Below are 18,863 nucleotides of genomic sequence, written 5' to 3' on the forward strand. Positions count from 1 at the left end.
GGGAGGGGCGTCGCGTCAGGTGAAGACGACCGTGCGGCGGCCGTTGAGCAGGATGCGGTGCTCGGCGTGCCACTTCACGGCGCGCGCCAGTGCCTGGCACTCCACGTCCCGGCCGATCGCCACGAGCTGGTCGGGGGTGACCTCGTGGCCGACCCGTTCGACCTCCTGCTCGATGATCGGGCCCTCGTCGAGGTCGGCCGTCACATAGTGCGCGGTCGCGCCGATCAGCTTCACGCCGCGGGCGTGCGCCTGGTGGTACGGCTTGGCGCCCTTGAAGCTCGGCAGGAAGGAGTGGTGGATGTTGATGATCCGGCCGCTGAGCTGCTTGCAGAGGTCGTCGGAGAGCACCTGCATGTAGCGGGCGAGGACGACGAGCTCCACGTTCTCGGCGTGCACCAGTTCCAGCAGCCGGGCCTCGGCCGCCGCCTTGGTGTCCTTGGTGACCGGAATGTGGTGGAACGGGATGTCGTAGGAGGAGACGAGCTCCGCGAAGTCCGTGTGGTTGGAGACGACGGCCGCGATCTCGACGGGCAGGGCGCCGGTGCGCGACCGGAAGAGCAGGTCGTTCAGGCAGTGCCCGAACCTGCTGACCATCAGGACGATCCGCATCCGCTCCTCGGCGAGATGGATCTGCCAGTCCATCTGGAAGGAGTCGCCGACGGCGGCGAAGCTGGCCCGCAGCTTGTCCACCGTGACCGGGGCCTCCGCGGAGAAGTGGACCCGCATGAAGAACAGACCAGTGTCCCTGTCACCGAACTGCTGACTGTCCTCGATGTTGCAGCCGGTGATGAAGAGGTAGCTCGAGACTGCGTGCACGATGCCCTGTTTGTCCGGGCACGAGAGCGTCAGGACGTACTGATCGGTCATTCTTGTAGCCTGCCACATCCCACCGGCCCGCCCGGCACGCGTCCGTCAGGCGGAACGCGTCATGATCCGCAGCACCTCGAGGGAGCGCGGCGGGGCGTCGGGGTCCTCGCCGTCGCTCGTGGCCATCCGGACGTGCGCTTCGCGCGCCGCCCGTACGGCCTCCGGCCAGCCATGGTGCTCCAGGTACGCGGAGACCGGGGCGTCGGCGCCGATCTGGTGCATGATCCGCAGCACGCGCAGCACGGCGACGTCCACGAGGGCGGCCTCACCGGAGTCCCGGAAGATCGTCCCGACGTACTTCTCGGCCGACCAGTTGTCCAGCCAGGTGTCCTCGACCAGGCGGTACACGGCATCCGTGACGTCGCCGTATCCCTCGCGGCCCGCCAGCCAGCACTCCTGGTGGAAGACGGGATCGGAAAGCATGTGCAGCGCCGAACGCACGTTGCTGCGCCAGCGCCACCAGGGCATGTCGTTGAGCGGCATGCCGCCCATGGTGGAGGAGCGACGGCCGCGACGGGAAGGGTTGTCCGAACCTTGCTGCACGCCTTCGATCGTACGTTCCCCTTCCGCTCGTCCGGACCCACCCCGGTAATTCACTTCGACGTCACCCCCCGTTGAACGATGCTCACTGTGTCGTTACCTGGAACCGGAAGCGTGCACAGTCATGACCGGTAGGCGTCGCTCCTTCCCTCACCCCTTCCAGACCTTCTCAGTCCGTACGGCGTGTACGGCGGCGGTGGCGGCCGGGGCGTCGCTCATCGCCGGATGTGGCGTACTCCCTGGAGACCCGGGGGGCTCCAGGGAGCCCGTCACCGTCATGACCTTCGCCCCCGAGGACACCGAGGCGACCAACATGCCCGGCATGCCGGCGATGGCCGAGGCCTACGCCCGCTGGGCGGCGAGCAGAGGTGGTGTCGACAGCCACGAACTGCGCGTCATCACCTGCAACGAGCAGAACACCCCCAAGGGTGCGGCCACCTGCGCCCGGCAGGCCGTCGACAAGGGCGCCGTCGCGGTCGTCGGCTCCTACAGCCAGTACGGCGACGCCTTCATGGCGCCGCTGGAGGCGGCCGGCATCCCCTTCATCGGCGGATTCGGCGTCTCCGACGAGGAGTTCACCAGCTATCTGTCCTACCCGGTCAACGGCGGCCAGGCCGCGCTGCTCGCCGGCAACGGCGAACAACTGGCGGACGTCTGCGACAAGGTCTCGCTCGTACGGCCGGACAGCCTCGCCGGTGACGACCTGCCCGACCTTCTCAACGCCGGCCTGACCCGCAGCAAGGCCCGTGAGTCGGCGGACATCCTCGCCGCCGACAACGCCACCGGCTACTCCGGCGAAGCCCGGCGGGCACGGGAGCGGGCGGCCGAGCCGACCTGGGCCGAGACCGCGGCCGACGGCGACCGGCCGGGCTGTGTCACGGCCGCGCTCGGCGATCGCACGGAGACCTTCTTCGACTCGTACCGGCGACTGCCCGAGGACGGCCGGAACATCAGGATCGCGTCGGTCATGGGCAGTGTCGGCCAGCCCCTCATCGACAGCGCCGGCGGTCGCAACGGCATCTACGAGGGCGCCTACATCACCGGCTGGTACCCGGACGCGGCGGACGCCCGCTGGGACCCGATGCGCGACGTCATCCGCACCCACGCCTTCGGCGACAACAGCCTCGACCCGGCGGACGCCGGCGTGCAGACGACATGGATCGCGTACACCGTCCTGGAAAAGGCCGTCCGGGCGATCGACAGCGGCACCGTCACCCCCGGCAAGATCTCGCACATCCTCGACCAGGGACTGAAGGTGTCGACCGACGGTCTGACACCGGACCTGCGGTGGGGTTACGAGGACATGCTCGGCGCCGCCCGCTATCCCCGGATGGTCAACAGCAGCGTGACGTTCCAAGTGGTACGCGACGGCCGCCTGGTGACGCAGCGGCAGGGCTTCGTGGACGTCGGCGCGACCCTGCTGGACGCGTCGTAGCGCTGCCGGTCCGAGCGGCCTCGGCCCGGCCGCCTCCGGTCCGGAGGATTCCGGCCCGGGGCGCTGCGGTGCGGGGCGCTGCGGTGCGGGGCGCTGCAGTGCGAGGGGCTGCGGCGCGGAGGGCCGCGGCCGGTGGGTCACGGCCGGGGCTGCCTCGCCGCTCTCGGTTCCGGTCCGCCGCTCGGTTCCGGTCCGCCGCTCAGAGCTGGCCGCTGCTGCGCTGCGTCAGGTCGTACTTACGGGCGATCGAGTTCCACAGCTTCGACGCCTGGTTCTTGGCCGCGGTCGCCTCGCGGCTCGCGTCGTTGCCCAGGGCCGTCTGCTTGGTGACGCGCGCCTTGCCGTCCTTGCAGCCCTTCTTGCCCTTGACCTGCACCGCCCACGCCGCGTAGTGGTCGTCCGCCGACGCCGACGCCTGCCACGCCTTGGTCAGCGACGCGGTCAGCGCGGCATTGTCCGGCAGCTTGTCCACGCTCAGGGCGCTCAGCCGGGTCACCAGCTCACGCCGCTGCTCGGCGGCGCCCTTCAGGTCCGCGGCGGCCTGGTCCAGGTTCTTGCACACCTTGATGTTCTGCACCGAGCGCACGACGGCGTCGCGGCTGTTGTTGCTGTCCGCGAGAAGCTTGTCGAGCTCCTCGGCCTGCGGCTCGGCCGGATCGGCCGACGCCTCGGGCGACGGACTCTCCGGGGTGGGCGCGGGCGAGTCGGCCGCGACGATCTTGTCCGGCGCCGGGTCCTTGTCGTCGTCCTCGCCGCCGAACATCACGGCGCCGACGCCGAGTCCGAGTACGGCACAGCCGATGACGAGCGCGGCGACCACCGGCGCGGTGGACCGGCGGCGCTGCTCGGGCTCGGCGTCGTACTGCGGAGCGTGCCGGGCCGACGGCGGCTGCTGATGAGGCTGCTGCCGGTAGGCGGGCGACGGCTCCTGGAAGCGGGGCATCTGCTGGGTGGCGTCGGCCGGTTCGGGACCGCCGTGGCCCTCCGAACGGAAGAGGCTGTCGAACTCCGCGGGCGGCTGGCGGTCCCCGGGAGCGCCGGGCCGGATTCCGAACGGTGCCCCTGAGGGCGCGGGCGGCACGGGGGCGATGTACTGGGTGGCCTCCGCGTCGGCGCCCTGGGGCGGCGCGCTCTGCGCGCTCTGCGGTCCGCCGTGGTCGAGGCGTCCGGTGCCGAGGAAGGTCGTCGACTCCGCGGGCATCTCGGGCGGCAGCGCACCGGGCCCGACGGGTGCGATGTACTGCGTGGCGTCGGAGTCTGCTGCGCGCGCTGCGCCGGTCTGGGGGTTCGCGCCGTACGGCCCCGGATCATGGGCCGCCTGCGGCGGCAGCCCGCCCGGTGCCGGGTACTGCCCCTGCGGGGCCGCGCCGTACGGCGCGGCCTGCGGGAACCCGTTCTGCGGCGGCATCGCCCCGGCGGGCGCGCCCGGAGCCGCGGGCCCGCCCTGCGGCGCTCCCGGGCCGTGGCCGCCCTGCGGGCCGGGGCCGTGGGCCGCCTGCGGCGGGAGCGGCTGGGCCTGGAACTGCGGGCCCGGCGTCGCCGGGGCCTGGTCGCCGTACGGCGGGTGCCCACCGGCCGCGGAGGGTTGCTGCGGCTGCGCGGCATAGGGGCCCGTCTGTGCGGCATAAGGGCCCGGCTGCGCGGGGTAGCCGTAGCCGCCGGCCTGCGCAGGAGCGCCCGGGTAGCCGTAGCCCTGCGGCGCCTCGCCGCCGCCCTGCGCGGGCGGCGGGCCCGGGTATCCGTACCCCGGTGCCGCCTGCGGCGGCGGCTGTTGGGGACCCCACGGCGCACCCCAGGGCTGTCCACCCGCGGGAGCCGTCTGCGCGTCCGGGGTGCCCGGTATGAGGGGCTCGCTTCCGTCGGCGGGCAGCACGACGCCTTCGTGCGCGGGCCGCCCGGCCGGCGGCCGCTGCTCGTCACCCTGTCCGCTGTGCGTCACCGGGACTCCTACGTGTGGACCTACGTCGATCGTCGGCTCACGCTACCGGGTGCCCGGAGCGGTCCGCACACACGTACCGGAGCGGTGACAAGATGCGGACACAACTCGCTGCGGACATACGGTGGAAAGCCCTTGTGCCCCCCTGGCTGCCCCCGCCGCCCGGTCCGCCTGTCCCCCGCCTCCCGAGCCGCCTCGGCAGCACTGGAACCGCCGCGCCCGCGGTCTGTGCTCAGGCCGCCGTGCGCAGCTCCAGACGCGCCGCGAACTCCCGGACGGGGGGCTCCTGCGCGTACGGCTCCAGCCGCAGTTGGAGGTCGTCGAGGTACTCGGCGCCCCGGCTCGAGCGCAGGGTGTCCAGCAGTTCCACCGCCCGTGTGCCGGTGTAGCAGGCCTGCTCGACCTCGCGCTGCTGGACCTGCGCCGTCGCCAGGAGGACCAGGCCGATCGCCCGGCGGCGGACCCGCGACTCGGGGAGGCCCTCCAGCGCGTCCACCGCGTGCCGCGCCGCGGTCTGGGCCCGGCCGAGGTCGCGGCAGCAGTGCGCCAGCTCGTCGGCGAGGTAGGCGTGGTCGAAGTGGGCGATCCAGTCAGGGTCGTCGCCCGCGTCCGGCCGGTCCCGCTCCAGCGCGGCGACGGCTCTGCCCGCCACCTCGTCGCAGGTGCGGCCGTCCCTCAGCAGGGCGTGCCCGCGTGCCTCCGCCGCGAGGAACATGGCCTGCACCCGGGGCGTGACCCGCCCCCGCGCGCCTTCCTGGGCGGCGCGTGCGAGCTGCGCGATCTCGCGCGGGTTGCCCAGTTCGGCGGCCAGGTGGCTCATGGAGGCGGCGAGCACATAGCCGCCGTACGCCCGGTCCCCCGCGGCGTGGGCGAGGCGCAGCGCCTGGATGTAGTAGCGCTGGGCGAGGCCGGGCTGGCCGGTGTCCACGGCCATGTAGCCGGCGAGCTCCGTCAGTCGCGCCACGGCCGCGAACAGTTCCCGGCCGACGGCCTCCCGGTACGAGCCGGACAGCAGTCCGGAGACCACGCTGTTCATGTAGTGCACGACGACCGGCCGCACATGGCCACTGCCGAAACGGTGGTCCATCTCGGTCAGCGCCGCGGTCATCGCGCGGACCGCTTCGACGTCCGACGGCCCGACCCGCGCCCCCGCGGTGCGCGCCACCTGCGGGTCCGCGCCGGTGATCAGCCAGTCGCGGCTCGGTTCGACGAGGGCGGACGCGGCGACCACGGAGCCGGACAGGAAGTCGCGCCGGCCCACGTCGCTGCGCCACAGTTCGCAGACCTGCTCGATCGCTCCGGGGACCGTCGGCGAGAACTGGAGGCCGACGCCGGTGGCGAGGTTCTTCCCGTTGGCCATGCCGATCTCGTCGATCGTGACCGTACGGCCGAGCTTGCGGCCCAGCGCCTCCGCGATGATTCCCGGCGCCCGGCCGCGTGGTTGCTGGCCACGCAGCCAGCGGGCCACGGAGGTCTTGTCGTACCGAAGGTCGAGGCCGCGCTCCGTGCCGACCATGTTGACGCGCCGGGCCAGCCCGGCGTTCGAGCACCCGGCTTCCTGGATGAGCGCCTGCAGCCGTTCGTTCGGCTGACGGACGGCGAGAGGCCTCGCTGCCATGAACTACCCCCTGGTGCCGTGTTGATCAATGAGTCGATCAATGCCCGGCTGATATACGGAGAATGCAGAGTTGGTCGTGTTGGTTCCTTTTGCCGTCGCCCGCCCGCCGCTTCCCGTTCCGCAGGCGTCCCCCGCACTGCCTACCCGCCCCCGCGGCACCCGGCCCGTGCGCGCCCCCGGCCGTGCACCCGTGCGCCCCACGTGCAGGATCGATGCTCCACCGCCCACCGCATCACGCCCCGTAACCCACGGTTGCGGCGGTAGTTGAGTGTGTCGTGGAAGAGACCATGGGAGTCACGGAAGTCGCACAGATCCCCCAACAGCGAAGCGAGCAGCTGCTGGACAGCGCCGTGCGGTACGCGGAAGAGCGGCACTGGGACGTGTTCCCCGGCACCTGGCTGGAGGCGGCGGAAGGAACGCGGCGCTGCTCGTGCGGCGATCCCGTCTGTCCCCTGCCGGGCGCCCACGCGTCCAGGCCGGACTGGGCGAACCAGGCGACCGGCAGCGCCACCGCCGCGCGCCGGCTGTGGTCGAAGCATCCGACGGCCTCGATCCTGCTGCCCACCGGCCGCACCTTCGACGCCATCGAGGTCTCCGAGTCGGCCGGCTTCCTGGCGCTGGCGCGCATGGAGCGGATGGGCCTCCCGCTCGGTCCGGTGACCTGCACCCCCGACCGCCGGATGCTCTTCTTCGTGCTGCCGGGCGCGGCCCTCAGGGCCCCCGACCTGATCAGGAAGCTGGGGTGGGCCCCGAGCTCCCTCGATCTGGTCGCCCGCGGCGAAGGCCACTACGTCGCCGCCCCGCCGACGCGGATCGGCGGACACGGCGCCGTGCAGTGGGCGCGCCGCCCGACCCCTGCCAACCGCTGGCTCCCGGACGCCGACGAGCTGATCTGCCCGCTCGCGTACGCGTGCGCCACGGAAGCGGCAGCGGCACGGGTGCGCCAGGGATAGGGCTGCACCGCGTTCGAACGCGTCCGTAGGGTGGACCCGTACACCGGTGCCGTACGGCACCCACGGGGCTTCGAAAGGCGCGGAACACATGCCGAACGGGACGGTCGACCAAGCGGGCGGGGTGCAGACGGCTCCGCCCGCCGTACAGGTCGAAGGGCTGTGGAAGCGGTTCGGCGAGCAGATCGCCGTCGCCGGGATCGATCTGTCGCTGCCGGCGGGCAGCTTCATCGGTCTGGTCGGCCCGAACGGCGCGGGCAAGACGACCACCCTGTCGATGGTCACGGGCCTGCTCCGGCCCGACCAGGGCCGGGTGCGGGTCGCCGGCCACGACGTGTGGCGCGACCCGGTGGAGGTCAAGTCACGGATCGGCGTGCTGCCGGAGGGCCTGCGGCTCTTCGAGCGCCTGTCGGGCCGTGAACTGCTCGCCTACAACGGGCGGTTGCGCGGACTGCCGGGCGACGAGGTCGACAAGCGGGCCGGACAGCTGCTGGACGTGCTGGACCTCGCGGGGGCGCAGCACAAACTGGTCGTCGACTACTCGACCGGCATGCGCAAGAAGATCGGCCTCGCCGCCGCGCTGCTGCACAATCCGGAAGTGCTGTTCCTGGACGAGCCGTTCGAGGGCGTCGACCCGGTGTCCGCGCAGACGATCCGCGGGGTGCTCGAGCGGTACACCGCCTCCGGCGCCACCGTCGTCTTCTCCAGCCATGTGATGGAGCTGGTCGAGTCGCTGTGCGACTGGGTCGCGGTGATGGCGGCCGGCACGATCCGCGCCCAGGGCCCGCTGGCCGAGGTACGCGGTGACGCGCCGTCGCTGCAGTCCGCGTTCCTGGAACTGGTCGGCGCGCAGGGCCGGGACAACGGGGAGTCGCTGGACTGGCTCGGCGGCGGTGCCCGGTGAGCACGGCGTCCCTGACCTCCGTCTTCGTACGGCTGAAGCTGTCGATGCTGCGCAACGGGCTGCGGCAGTCGTCGGGCCGTACGGCCGTGTTCGTGATCTCCATGGTCCTGACGCTGCTGGTCTCCGCGTTCCTGCTGCTGGGCCTGGTGGTGCTGCGCGGCAACGACCACGCGATGTCGCTCGTCGTCCTCGTCACGGGCCTGCTCGCGCTCGGCTGGGCGGTGCTGCCGCTGTTCTTCCCGAGCGGCGACGAGACCCTGGACCCGACGCGTCTGGTCATGCTGCCGCTGCGTCCAGGGCCGCTGGTGACCGCGCTGCTCGTCGCGTCGCTCGTCGGCATCGGCCCGCTGTTCACGCTCTGCGTGGTCCTGGGATCGGCCTTCGCGCTCTCGCACGGCGTGGTGGCGCTGATCGTGTCCGTCGTCGCGGTGCCGCTCGCGCTGCTGGTCTGCCTGGCGCTGGCCCGCACCGTCGCGGCCGCCAACATCCGGCTGCTCACCTCCCGCAAGGGCCGCGACCTGGCGGTCCTCAGCGGCCTGCTGATCGCGGTGGGCATCCAGTTCGTGAACTTCGGGGTGCAGCGCCTCAGTGACGCGGGCGGCCTCGCCGCGCTGGACCCGGCGGCGTCGGTCGTACGGTGGATCCCGCCGGCGTCCGCGGTCGGCGCGGTGGACTCCGCGAGCGACGGCGCGTACGGCACGGCGCTCGCCCAGCTGGCGCTCTCCGCCCTGGCACTCGTCCTTCTGCTGCGGACGTGGCGGCACAGCCTGACGAAGCTGATGACGGCACCGGACGGTTCGACGCTCGCCGCGGCGGCGGAACCGACCCGGAAGCCCTCGTCCTCCTCGGGTCTGCTGCACGGGATGCTGCCGGAGGGCCGCACGGGGACGGTGATGCGGCGCAGCTTCCTGTACATCTGGCGCGACCCCAAGACGAAGGGCGCCTGGGTGTCGTCCCTGGCGATCGGACTGATCGTGCCGATCTTCAACGCCCTCCAGGGCACCGGTTCCATCTACTTCGCGTGCTTCGCCGCCGGGATGCTCGGCATCATGATGTACAACCAGTTCGGCCAGGACACCTCCGCGTTCTGGATGGTGGCCCTGACGATCTCCTCCACGCGCGACGCGTACGACGAACTGCGGGCACGGGCCCTGGCGATGCTCGTCATCACCGTCCCGTACATGGCGCTCGTGTCGGTGATCACCGCGGCGGTGCTCGGCCGCTGGCACGATCTGCCGGAGGTGCTGGGGCTGTCGTTCGCCCTGCTCGGCGCGATGCTGGCGACGGGTGCGCTGTCGTCGGCCCGCTTCCCCTACTCGATCCCGCAGGACAGCGCGTACAAGAACGTGGCGCCGGGACAGGGCGGGCTCGCCTGGCTCTCGATCATCGGCGGCATGGTCATGGCGGCGCTGCTGTGCGCCCCGGTGATCGTCCTCACGATCCTGCTGAACGCCTCCGCGGGTCCGGGCACGGGGACGCAGTGGCTGCTGCTCCCGGTGGGCACGATGTACGGGGCGCTGATCGCCTGGGCGGGCGTGCGGATCGCGGCGCCGCAGACGGCGAGGCGGCTGCCGGAGATCCTGGCGGCGGTCAGCAAGGCGTGACGGGCGCGCCTCAGGACTTGGCGGCGGCGCCGGCCCGCCGCCTCACCTGACCGCCTCACCCGGACCGGCAGATCCGGGTGAGGTGCTGTCATGGTGTCAGGGCGCCGTCCAGGAAGGGCTCGATCGCTGTGCGCCAGCCGGACGGGCAGTCGTAGTGAACGAGATGGCCCGCGTCGGACACCTCGCCGTACTGGCCGCGGGGCAGGACCCGGACCATCTCCTGGGCCTCGGCGCGGCCCAGTTCGCCGTCGAGGCCGCGGACGACCAGGGTGGGGCAGCGGACCTGGGCGAGTTCCTCCCAGTGGGCGTCGTGGACCCAGGTCTCCCGCGAGACGAGCATCTGGCGGCGGGAGAACACCGGGCGCCAGCCGTCGGCCCGCTCTGCCATGATCTCGGCGAAGAACTCGCCGCGGGCCGGGTTCGGCCGCTCGACCCTGGGGTCGTCCTCGCCGAACCACTTGCGGACGTCCGCCAGGGTGGCGAACGGTACGGGCCAGGAGCGGAACCAGTTTTCCCATTCGCGCTGCGTCGCGGCGCCGAGCGCCGAGGCGCGCATGTCGCAGATGATCAGCGCCTGAACCAGGTCGGGCCGCTTCGCGGCCAGCTGCCACGCGGTCAGGGCGCCCATCGCATGGCCGATCAAGGTTACCGGCGCGAGGCCGAGTTGCTCGATCGCGGCCTCGGCGTCCGCCACGTACGCCTCACGCGTGTACGGCCCTTCCGCCGGCTTGTCGCTCCGGCCGTGGCCCCGCTGGTCGAGCGCCACCGCGCGATGGCGCTCGGTGAGCCATCGGGCCGTGGACGCCCAGTGCGAGGCACGGCCCATCAGGCCGTGGAGCAATAAGACCCCCGGGGCTTGCTCGCCCTCGCCGCGGCCCTTCGGCGGGTCCGCGAACTCCCAGGCAGCCAGGCGTACGCCACCTGTTCCGGTCACGTCGATGCGCCGCACCATCGGTCCTGGCACCCCCTTTTCTCCCCCGAGTCGGACTGGCTCGTCGCGAGCCCCGTGTCGAACCCCGCCACACTATCGAACTCGTATTCGAAAACGCGGTTCTGCCGCGCAACACCCCTCCTTCGAGTGACCACTGACGGGGATTGACCCGCGCCGCCGAGGGGAGATCTTCTGCGGGAGGCGGACCGCTCGGGGAAACAGGTCCGCGGGGACTGACCCTGGGAGCTCGGGGCTCCGGGTCAGCACAGGGGAGGACAGGTCCCGGCGCCCTCGGGCGCCGGGACTCCTTCGTGCCAGGAGGTCCCTGCGGACCGGGCGGCGCGACACCGGACGCGACGGTCCGTGCGGGTGCCCGCACCGGCGTCCGCTCCGGTCTACGCGCCGGTGTGCGCGCGGGGCGTACGACAGGCGCATCACCGCGATCCCCTCCCCTGCCCTCGGTGGGTTCCCCACCCCCGGCCGTGGTCATATGCCTCAGCCTCAGGGTGGCACGCGATTCGCCCGGCCGCTGCCATTCCGGACGGAAACCGGACCCCGCACACCCGGCGCACGGCGGCCGACGCCACCGGAACGGGACCGGCCCCGCTCTCAGGAGGGGATGCCGTTGGCTAATTCGCCCCGTTGAGCTTGTGCTCGGCGGGGCGAAGTGCTGTCAGGTGGGAGGTGCGGGTTCGGGCTCGGGGCCTGTTGGTGCTCCAGGCGTCCATGCGTGCGAGGTTGATCGCGGTCGCGGTGAGTTGGTGCTGGAGCCGGGTCTTGGCGAGCCCGTGGTAGCGGCATTGGCGCAGGCCGGTGACTCGGACGGCGTGGGAGATGGTGCCCTCGATGCCGTTGCGGGCCGCGTAGCGTTCCCGCCACTCGGGGGTTCCCTCTGCGGCGCGGGCCTGCCGGATTGCTTCGTGTTCGGCGCGGGGCCGGAGCGTGATCTCCCGGTGGGGCCGGGTGGTTGAGTTGATGCACTGGGGCCGGGAGGGGCAGGAGCGGCAGTCCTTGGGTGAGAACTGGATCCGGATGACAGGGGTGCCGCGGTGCGAGAGCGCGTCACGCCACTGGCTGGTGGTCATGCCGTTCGGGCAGGTCACGGTCTTGTTGTCCCAGTCCACGGTGAACGCATCCTGCCCGTAGGGTCCGGCGGCCTGGGCGGTGGTGTTGCCTGCGATGGGGCCGGTCAGGGTGACGTCGTGCCGGGTCTGGGCGGTGACGATGCGGGGACCGTCGAGGTAGCCCGCGTCCAGCAGGTGTTCGCCGGGCAACAGGTCTTTGTCGGCGAGACTGTCGTGGACGGTGTCGGTGGCCTTGATGTCGGGGACGGTGGCGTCGCTGGTCAGCACGTTCGTGATCAGGTGAACAGTGTCCGGGTCGCAGGTCTCGGTGAGATGGACTTTGAACCCGTCCCATTTGATGTCGCGCTTCACGCTCGCGCGGGCCTCGGTGTCATAGGGACTGACCAGGCGCAAAGCGCCCGGCGGGCACTCTTTTGGGTCCCGCCACCTCACCTCGCCCTCCATGTCGACCGCGTACTGCTGCACCCACGCGCGACGCAGAATCTGGACGGCGGGCAGCTCGCGCAGCCAGCAGGGCGCGTGAGCGGCGTGCACGTTGGTGAGCAGGCGCATTCCGTCCCGGCCGGTCTGTTCCGCCAGCTCAGTGCGCCTGCCGCGGCCCGAGGGCAGCCAGTAGTCCTCCGGCCGGGCGGCATACCGGTCGAACCATGCCGGATCGGCATGGCCGGTCAGCCACTCAGGGGCGGCTGCCGCGACCGCGTTGAGCGCCGCCCGCAGTGTCTCGATGACGAACTCCAGCCGGTTCAGCGACCGGATCGCGGCCAGCACATGCGTGGAGTCCGTCCGCGCTCGCCCCGGCGGCTTCAGCACACCCGCCTGCCGGGCGGCGTCCAGGACCCGGTCGAAGACCATTTGCCCGGCCTCGGCCTCGACCAGCCGGGCACGGAACTCGCACAGCACGGAGTAGTCGAACCCCGCATCGGTCAGTTCCAGGCCCAGGGCGTACTTCCAATCGATCCGGGCCCGCACCGCCAAGGCCGCCTGCCGGTCGGGCAGGCCCTCGGCGAACTGGAGCACCGACACCAGCGCCAGCCGGCCCGGCGACACCGCGGGCTTCCCCCGGGCCGGGAACAGACCGGCGAACTGCTCATCGGTGAACAGCACCCCCAGCTCGTCCCGGAGCCGGATCGCCAGACTCCCCTTCGGGAATGCCGCCCGAGCCACCCGCACCGTCTCCGCCGGAACATCCCCCGGCTCCTCCGGCTGCATCGACATCGACACCCTCCCCAAACGACAACGTCGGCCTTCAAGACCACAACCAGGTTTTGAAGGCCGACGTCACGCCCGGCCCCGGATTAGCCAACGGCATCCTCAGGAGGGAGCGGGGCCGGTGCAGCCGAAGACGCGGCCTCGAGTCAGCCCTTGGCGACGAAGACGTGGGACGCCACTTCCGCCTCCAGCTCCGCCGCCTCACCGCTGCTGCCCACGAGCACCCCACCCGCGGACTCCGTCACGCTCACCACGGAACCGGGCTGCACGCCCGCCCGCCGCAGCGTGTACATCAGCTGCGCGTCGGTCTGGATCGGCTCACCGATCCGCCGCACGACCACCGTCTTGCCGTCCACCCCCGGGTCCAGCTCGGCCAGCGAGACCATGCTGTCGTCCAGGAACGGATCGGCCTCGGCCTTCTCGCCGAGCTCCTCGAGACCCGGGATCGGGTTCCCGTACGGCGACTCCGTCGGGTGCCGCAACAGCTCCAGCACCCGGCGCTCCACCGCCTCACTCATCACATGCTCCCAGCGGCACGCCTCCGCGTGGACCTGCTCCCACTCCAGGCCGATGACGTCGACCAGCAGGCACTCGGCGAGCCGGTGCTTGCGCATCACGCGCGTGGCCAGCCGGCGGCCTTCGCCCGTCAGCTCCAGATGCCGGTCGCCGGCCACCGTCACCAGTCCGTCGCGCTCCATGCGCGCCACGGTCTGGCTGACCGTCGGACCGCTCTGGTCGAGCCGCTCCGCGATCCGGGCCCGCATGGGAACCACACCCTCCTCCTCGAGCTCAAGGATGGTGCGGAGATACATCTCCGTCGTGTCGATCAGTCCGGACATACGTGCCCCTCGATGCTGTGACTTGAAATCAGTCGTCCGCTGGCCCCGCCTCAATTCTTGCGCATACCGCCGACAACCGTGCGCGCCCGGTCCGGACCGTATTGACAGCGCAATGGTCCAGACCGCAACGTGATCCGCGACACGGGTACCACCGGTACTGACTCACCCCCCTGCGGAAAGGGCTCGGCGATGAGCGAGAGCAAGCTGGCCGGTCAGTTCTTCGACGCCGCGATCGGTCTGCTGCAGCGCGTACGGGACGAGGAGTCCCCGAACATCGCGGCCGCCGGGACCGCCGTCGCCGACACCGTCGCCGCGGGCGGCCGGCTCTTCGCGTTCGGCGCCGGACACTCCTCGCTCCCCGCGCAGGACGTCGTCTACCGGGCCGGTGGTCTCGCCCTGATGAACCTGCTCGCCGTGCCCGGCGTCGTCGGCGTCGACGTCATGCCGGCCACGCTCGGATCCGCGCTGGAGCGCGTGGACGGCCTCGCCGGCGCGGTACTGGACTCCAGCCCGGCACGGGCCGGCGACCTGCTCGTGATCATCTCCCTCTCGGGACGTAACGCGCTGCCTGTGGAGATGGCCATGAACGCCCGCGCCCTCGGCCTCACGGTGATCGGCGTCACATCGGTCGCGTACGCGGAGGAGACCAGGTCCCGGCACGCCTCCGGGACCTTCCTCAAGGACCACTGCGACATCGTGCTCGACTCCCACATCGCGGTCGGCGACGCCGAACTGACGCACCCGGGCATCGAGGCGCCGTTCGCCCCGGCCTCCACGGTCGTGACCAGCGCGCTGATGCAGGCGACGATGGCGGCCGCGGCCGAGCGGCTGGCGGAACGCGGGATCGAACCGCCGTTGCTGCGCTCGGGCAACGTGGACGGCGGGCACGAATGGAACGGCCGCGTGATGGACGAGTACGGCGACCGGATCTTCTTCCGCCATTGACGGCCCGGCGGCGGTGTCCGCTGCGCGGGGCTTGTCCCCTCCCCGCCCCTTCCCGAAACCGGGGGCTCCGCCCCGGACCCCGGTCCGCCCTCCGGGCGGTGTTCGGGGCTCCGCCCCGGACCCCGGTACCGCGCTTCGCGCGGTGGCCTCAATCGCCGGCCGGGCTGGATTGCCGCTTCGCGGCAATCCAGCACCGGCGGCGTGGCCAGCCCCGCCGGCGTTTGAGGCGCCGGGCTCGGGGCGGAGCCCCGACAAGACCGGCAAGTTCCAGCCCCGCCGGCGACTGAGGCGCCGGGCTCGGGGCGGAGCCACCGGGAACGGGGCCGGGCGGAGCCGCATACCGGTACAGCGGGGAGGGGCGGGGTGGGGGAACAAGCCCGCGCAGCGGCCCCAGGTCAGTGCTGCGCCAGGTCCAGCGCCGACGCCGTGAGCGCCGCGACGCTCTCCGCATGGACCGCGTCCGGGCGTTCGAACGCCGGGCGCGCCGCGCCGCGGAGGAAGGTGAGGACTCCGACGGTGCGGCCGCGGCTGCGCAGGACCGTGCACAGGGCGTGCGCCGCGTCCCGCGGCCACTGGCGGCGCTCCGCCCAGTCGCCGGCCGCCCCCTCCGCCCCCGCGCTCGCCCGCACGGAGCCGACCCGCTCCACCGCCTGGAACGCCGGGTGCCCGGGCGCGTAACGCACCGGCAGGCCGCCGCCCTCGACGCCCGCGCTGGGGCCCGGCTCGCCGACGGGCGACGCGGCGGCCCGCACCAGGCGCTCGCCGTCGTCCTCGGCCACGTCGAGCAGCACATGGTCGGCGAAGCCGGCCAGGGCGAAGTCGAGGTAGACGGTCGCCGCCTCCAGCGGGTCCTCGCACTCGGCGGCCGCGCGCCCCGCCCGGTGCAGTTGACCGGCCCGGAACCGGAGCCGGTTCGCCTCCTGCTCCGCCAGCTTGGTGTCCGTCACGTCGTGGAACAGCCACCCCACCCCGAGCGGAACCGGTTCCTCCGCGAGCGGGGAGGCCAGCCGGAGGAACCCGCTGCGCCAGCAGCGCCGTTGCTCCTGCCCGCCCGCCCCGGCGACGACCACCCACAGGTCCGCAAGGCCCCGCGGGGGGCCTTCCGCCAGCACATGGTGCAGCGCGCCCTCCAGTTCCTCCACGCCCTGGGCCAGCAGTTCGCCGAGCGGACGGCCCAGCACGGAGGAACGGCCCGCCCCGAGCGCACGGGCCGCCTCGCCGTTGACGACGGCGGGCCGCAGGTCCACGTCGACCAGTACGACACCCCACGACGCGTCCTCGAACAGCGCCTCGCTGAGCGCGATGGACCGCTCCAGGTCGATCTGGGCGTGCACCTCGCTGAACGCGCAGTACACCCCGGCGGGCCTGCCGTCCGCTCCGAGCACCCGCGCCGACTGGGTCCGTACGAGCACCCGCCCGCCGTCCTTCCGCAGCAGCGCGAACTCGTGCACCTGGCGCCCCGGGGTGTCCATCGCGGCCATCAGCCGCCCCTGGACCTCGCCGGCGTCGGCGCTGCGCACGGCCCAGCCGGCGAAGCCCCGCCGTCCGACGGCCTCGCGCGCCGACCAGCCGAGGATTCGCTCCGCCTCGCGGTTCCAGTGCGTCACGGTCCCGCGGGCGTCGAAGGCGCACAGCGCCGCGTCCATCCCGTCGAGCAGCGCCGCGAGCAGATGCGCCCCCTCCGGCTCCGGCTCGGGCCCGCCGGCGCCGGGCGCGTCGGTCGTCTCACTCCTGGAAGCACTCATCCCGGGACCCCCTGCAGGACTGTCCACGTGCGCCGATGCCTGTCCCCATTCAACTTCAACGTGACCCAGGACACACACGGTTCCCGTAAATCCCCCGCGCCCGGATCCGGCCGGCGGCCGAGGCGCCGCCCTGCCGCCCATGAGGCCCGCGAGAAATGCGTGCCTTAAATCGCTTGCCTCCGTTCCGAGCCGCTTCTTAGGGTGTGGGCACGCTCAGAAAGGAGGTGATCCGGAAGTGATTTCTTACCGGACAAGCGAGGTGGCTGCGGGCTGACGCCTGCCGTCGCACTCTGTGCACCTCGGCAGTCGTCTGCCGAAACCCAAGCAGTCACCCGACCCGTGGGCCGCCGGTAAGTCCGGCCGGCTCCCTCCGTCCGGACGGAGGGACCAAGGCCCACGGGTCGTCTGCGTTTCCGGGCCCTTCCACGAACGGCCTCGTACGGCGTCGAACGGCGTCAGGCCAGGCTCAGCCTGCCGGTGCGTTGCGACCGGGCCTCGCCCGCCCGGAGGATCACCGCCGCCGCGGCCACGAGCAGCGCGCTCAGGGCGGCCAGGGCCGCCAGTGTCGGGGCCAGGTCGGTGAGGGTGCGGCCCTCCAGGAGCGCGCCGCGTACCGCGACGAGGCTGCCGGTCAGGGGGAAGACCGCGCCGACGATCTGGACGAGGGCCGGCAGCGCGAAGTTCGGCAGCCGCACGGCAGAGACGAACCAGAGGGGCTCGTCCAGGAGCGTGTAGAGGAACGCCGAGTCCCGGGAGAAGACCAGCAGGCTGTTGAGGAACGCTCCCCAGGCGACCGCGGGGACCAGCAGCGACAGGAAGACCACCCCGTACATCCACCAGGCGGAGACGGCAAGGGTGCCGAAGCCGGTGAGGGCGGCGACCGTGAAGCAGGTCAGCAGCCAGGCATTCTGGAGGAGTGCCCCGGCGCCGTTGGCGATCATGAGGGTGAGGCGGCCCGCCGGGGAGAGGAAGAGGAGTTCGAGGGTGCCGGTGGCCCGTTCGAAGGAGAAGTGCCAGGCGGACTGGACGAGCGAGAAGAAGAACGCGTAGGCGAGGGTGCCGGTGGCCAGGAAGGCGAGCAGCCGGTCGGGGTCGGCGGCCAGGGGCCAGTTCGCGGGGGCCGCGGACGAGGTGGCGACGGGGCGCAGCGTGTAGTAGGTGGTGGCGAGTTGGAGTACGGGCCAGACCAGCATGGAGAAGACCACGAGCGGCTGGCCGAAGAGTCTGCGGTGCTGCTTGAGAGTCTCGGCGGCGAGGACGCGCAGGGCATGGGCGTTCTTCATGCCGGCGCCGCCTGCGGGGTGTCGGCGAGGGTGAGGATGGCGTCCTCCAGGCTGGCTTCCGCGATCTCGAGTCCGCCGATGGAGCCGCCCGCCCCGACGATGGCGGCCGCCAGGGGGCCGGCGATGTCGTCCGGGTGGCGCAGGGTGACCAGTTGGGATCCGTCGGCCAGGAGCCGGGTGGTCGCGCCGAAGGGTGCGACGGCGGCGTCGGTGGCCTCGCCGGGGTTGGTGACGGTGATGCGTACGGTGCGGTGGCTGCCGGTCGCGGCCTTGAGCTGTGCGGGGCTGCCCTCGGCGAGGTGGCGGCCCGCGGAGATGACGTAGACGTGTCCGCACAGTTCTTCGACCTCGGCCAGATAGTGGGAGGTGAGTAGCACCCCGGTCCCGGCGGCGGCGAGGTCGGCGACGACCCGGCGCAGGTCGCGTGCGATGGGGGCGTCGAGGCCGAGTGTGGGCTCGTCGAGGAGCAGGTAGGCCGGTTCGTTGATCAGGCCGCGGGCGATGGCGAGGCGTTGCGCCATGCCGCGTGAGTAGCGTTCGACCATGGTGTCGGCCGCGTCGGTGAGGCCGACGAGGGCGAGGAGTTCGTCGGTGCGGGCGCGCAGGCGGGCTTTGGGGACGTCGTAGAGCTGGCCGAAGTACCAGAGGTTCTCGCGGCCGGTCATGCGGGTGTAGACCATGCGTTCGCCACCGGCGATGAGGTTGATGCGCCGGCGTACGGCGCGGGCGTCGGTGACGGTGCCGAGCCCGTCGACGGTGACGCTGCCCGAGGTGGGCCGCAGCAGCGTGGCGACGGTCTTGATGGTGGTGGTCTTGCCGGCTCCGTTGAGCCCGAGCAGCCCGGTGATGCGCCCGGGCGGGATGTCGAGGTCGAGACCGTCGACGGCGGTCTTGGTGGTGCGGGGGCCGAAGATGCCCTTGTCGCGTACGGGGAATTCCTTGCGCAGTGCGCGTACGGCGATGCCCTGCATG

At 72.2% G+C, this 18,863-nt stretch carries 15 protein-coding genes; 5 read left to right on the top strand and 10 right to left on the bottom strand.

Annotation, left to right across the window (positions count from 1 at the left end; all coding sequences use genetic code 11):
* Positions 1-15: 15 nt before the first annotated feature.
* Entirely contained in the window at positions 16-867 is an 852-nt protein-coding gene (gene purU, locus OGH68_RS15755; RefSeq protein WP_264244607.1) for a formyltetrahydrofolate deformylase, read from the bottom strand.
* A 45-nt stretch (positions 868-912) separates the two neighbouring features.
* The gene (locus tag OGH68_RS15760; protein ID WP_264250103.1) at positions 913-1,359 is read right to left on the bottom strand and encodes an SCO4402 family protein; all 447 of its coding nucleotides are present in this window, start codon (positions 1,357-1,359) and stop codon (positions 913-915) included.
* A gap of 172 nt (positions 1,360-1,531) precedes the next feature.
* On the opposite strand from OGH68_RS15760, the gene OGH68_RS15765 reads away from it, so the two are divergent.
* Entirely contained in the window at positions 1,532-2,842 is a 1,311-nt protein-coding gene (locus OGH68_RS15765) for an ABC transporter substrate-binding protein (RefSeq protein ID WP_264244608.1), read from the top strand.
* Positions 2,843-3,041: 199 nt separating this feature from the next.
* Here OGH68_RS15765 and OGH68_RS15770 read toward each other — a convergent pair whose 3' ends face one another.
* Both OGH68_RS15770 and OGH68_RS15775 read right to left on the bottom strand, forming a co-directional pair.
* Positions 3,042-4,781 carry a hypothetical protein gene (locus tag OGH68_RS15770; protein ID WP_264244609.1) on the bottom strand — a complete coding sequence of 580 codons (1,740 nt, stop codon included), beginning with the start codon at positions 4,779-4,781 and terminating at the stop codon, positions 3,042-3,044.
* A 229-nt stretch (positions 4,782-5,010) separates the two neighbouring features.
* Positions 5,011-6,396: a transcriptional regulator gene (locus tag OGH68_RS15775; protein ID WP_264244610.1), complete on the bottom strand. Its 1,386-nt coding sequence runs from the start codon at positions 6,394-6,396 to the stop codon at positions 5,011-5,013.
* 287 nt (positions 6,397-6,683) lie between these two features.
* Here OGH68_RS15775 and OGH68_RS15780 point away from each other — a divergent pair, with 287 nt between their 5' ends.
* From OGH68_RS15780 to OGH68_RS15790, 3 genes are all read left to right on the top strand, one after another.
* Positions 6,684-7,349: a bifunctional DNA primase/polymerase gene (locus OGH68_RS15780; protein WP_264244611.1), complete on the top strand. Its 666-nt coding sequence runs from the start codon at positions 6,684-6,686 to the stop codon at positions 7,347-7,349.
* An 88-nt stretch (positions 7,350-7,437) separates the two neighbouring features.
* Entirely contained in the window at positions 7,438-8,250 is an 813-nt protein-coding gene (locus OGH68_RS15785) for an ABC transporter ATP-binding protein (RefSeq protein WP_264244612.1), read from the top strand.
* Positions 8,251-8,294: 44 nt separating this feature from the next.
* The gene (locus OGH68_RS15790) at positions 8,295-9,854 is read left to right on the top strand and encodes a transporter (protein WP_264250104.1); all 1,560 of its coding nucleotides are present in this window, start codon (positions 8,295-8,297) and stop codon (positions 9,852-9,854) included.
* 88 nt (positions 9,855-9,942) lie between these two features.
* On the opposite strand, the gene OGH68_RS15795 is transcribed toward OGH68_RS15790, so the two are convergent.
* The 3 genes from OGH68_RS15795 to OGH68_RS15805 all read right to left on the bottom strand — a co-directional run bounded on the left by OGH68_RS15795 (position 9,943) and on the right by OGH68_RS15805 (position 13,918).
* Entirely contained in the window at positions 9,943-10,806 is an 864-nt protein-coding gene (locus OGH68_RS15795) for an alpha/beta fold hydrolase (RefSeq protein ID WP_264250106.1), read from the bottom strand.
* Positions 10,807-11,414: 608 nt separating this feature from the next.
* Positions 11,415-13,085 carry an IS1182 family transposase gene (locus OGH68_RS15800; RefSeq protein ID WP_264243054.1) on the bottom strand — a complete coding sequence of 557 codons (1,671 nt, stop codon included), beginning with the start codon at positions 13,083-13,085 and terminating at the stop codon, positions 11,415-11,417.
* A 140-nt stretch (positions 13,086-13,225) separates the two neighbouring features.
* Positions 13,226-13,918: a metal-dependent transcriptional regulator gene (locus tag OGH68_RS15805; RefSeq protein WP_264244613.1), complete on the bottom strand. Its 693-nt coding sequence runs from the start codon at positions 13,916-13,918 to the stop codon at positions 13,226-13,228.
* 189 nt (positions 13,919-14,107) lie between these two features.
* Here OGH68_RS15805 and OGH68_RS15810 point away from each other — a divergent pair, with 189 nt between their 5' ends.
* Positions 14,108-14,863 (top strand): SIS domain-containing protein, encoded by a 756-nt coding sequence (locus tag OGH68_RS15810; RefSeq protein ID WP_264244614.1) that lies wholly within the window; start codon positions 14,108-14,110, stop codon positions 14,861-14,863.
* Positions 14,864-15,258: 395 nt separating this feature from the next.
* On the opposite strand, the gene OGH68_RS15815 is transcribed toward OGH68_RS15810, so the two are convergent.
* From OGH68_RS15815 to OGH68_RS15825, 3 genes are all read right to left on the bottom strand, one after another.
* Positions 15,259-16,608: a PAS domain-containing protein gene (locus OGH68_RS15815; RefSeq protein ID WP_264244615.1), complete on the bottom strand. Its 1,350-nt coding sequence runs from the start codon at positions 16,606-16,608 to the stop codon at positions 15,259-15,261.
* A 455-nt stretch (positions 16,609-17,063) separates the two neighbouring features.
* On the bottom strand, positions 17,064-17,891 hold the full coding sequence (locus tag OGH68_RS15820; protein WP_264244617.1) for an ABC transporter permease: 828 nt from the start codon (positions 17,889-17,891) through the stop codon (positions 17,064-17,066).
* Entirely contained in the window at positions 17,888-18,862 is a 975-nt protein-coding gene (locus OGH68_RS15825; RefSeq protein ID WP_264244619.1) for an ABC transporter ATP-binding protein, read from the bottom strand. Before OGH68_RS15825 ends, OGH68_RS15820 begins: the two co-directional genes overlap by 4 nt.
* Between the last annotated feature and the right edge of the window lies 1 nt (position 18,863).

This window comes from Streptomyces peucetius (genome assembly GCF_025854275.1).
In the GTDB taxonomy this organism is placed as follows: Bacteria; Actinomycetota; Actinomycetes; order Streptomycetales; family Streptomycetaceae; genus Streptomyces; species Streptomyces peucetius_A.

Coding starts and splice junctions, on each gene's coding strand:
- purU (WP_264244607.1), bottom strand. CDS start 867: ATGACCGATCAGTACGTCCTGACGCTCTCGTGCCCGGACAAACAGGGC.
- OGH68_RS15760 (WP_264250103.1), bottom strand. CDS start 1,359: ATGGGCGGCATGCCGCTCAACGACATGCCCTGGTGGCGCTGGCGCAGC.
- OGH68_RS15765 (WP_264244608.1), top strand. CDS start 1,532: ATGACCGGTAGGCGTCGCTCCTTCCCTCACCCCTTCCAGACCTTCTCA.
- OGH68_RS15775 (WP_264244610.1), bottom strand. CDS start 6,396: ATGGCAGCGAGGCCTCTCGCCGTCCGTCAGCCGAACGAACGGCTGCAG.
- OGH68_RS15780 (WP_264244611.1), top strand. CDS start 6,684: ATGGGAGTCACGGAAGTCGCACAGATCCCCCAACAGCGAAGCGAGCAG.
- OGH68_RS15785 (WP_264244612.1), top strand. CDS start 7,438: ATGCCGAACGGGACGGTCGACCAAGCGGGCGGGGTGCAGACGGCTCCG.
- OGH68_RS15790 (WP_264250104.1), top strand. CDS start 8,295: ATGCTGCGCAACGGGCTGCGGCAGTCGTCGGGCCGTACGGCCGTGTTC.
- OGH68_RS15795 (WP_264250106.1), bottom strand. CDS start 10,806: ATGGTGCGGCGCATCGACGTGACCGGAACAGGTGGCGTACGCCTGGCT.
- OGH68_RS15800 (WP_264243054.1), bottom strand. CDS start 13,085: ATGTCGATGCAGCCGGAGGAGCCGGGGGATGTTCCGGCGGAGACGGTG.
- OGH68_RS15805 (WP_264244613.1), bottom strand. CDS start 13,918: ATGTCCGGACTGATCGACACGACGGAGATGTATCTCCGCACCATCCTT.
- OGH68_RS15810 (WP_264244614.1), top strand. CDS start 14,108: ATGAGCGAGAGCAAGCTGGCCGGTCAGTTCTTCGACGCCGCGATCGGT.
- OGH68_RS15815 (WP_264244615.1), bottom strand. CDS start 16,608: ATGAGTGCTTCCAGGAGTGAGACGACCGACGCGCCCGGCGCCGGCGGG.
- OGH68_RS15820 (WP_264244617.1), bottom strand. CDS start 17,891: ATGAAGAACGCCCATGCCCTGCGCGTCCTCGCCGCCGAGACTCTCAAG.
- OGH68_RS15825 (WP_264244619.1), bottom strand. CDS start 18,862: ATGCAGGGCATCGCCGTACGCGCACTGCGCAAGGAATTCCCCGTACGC.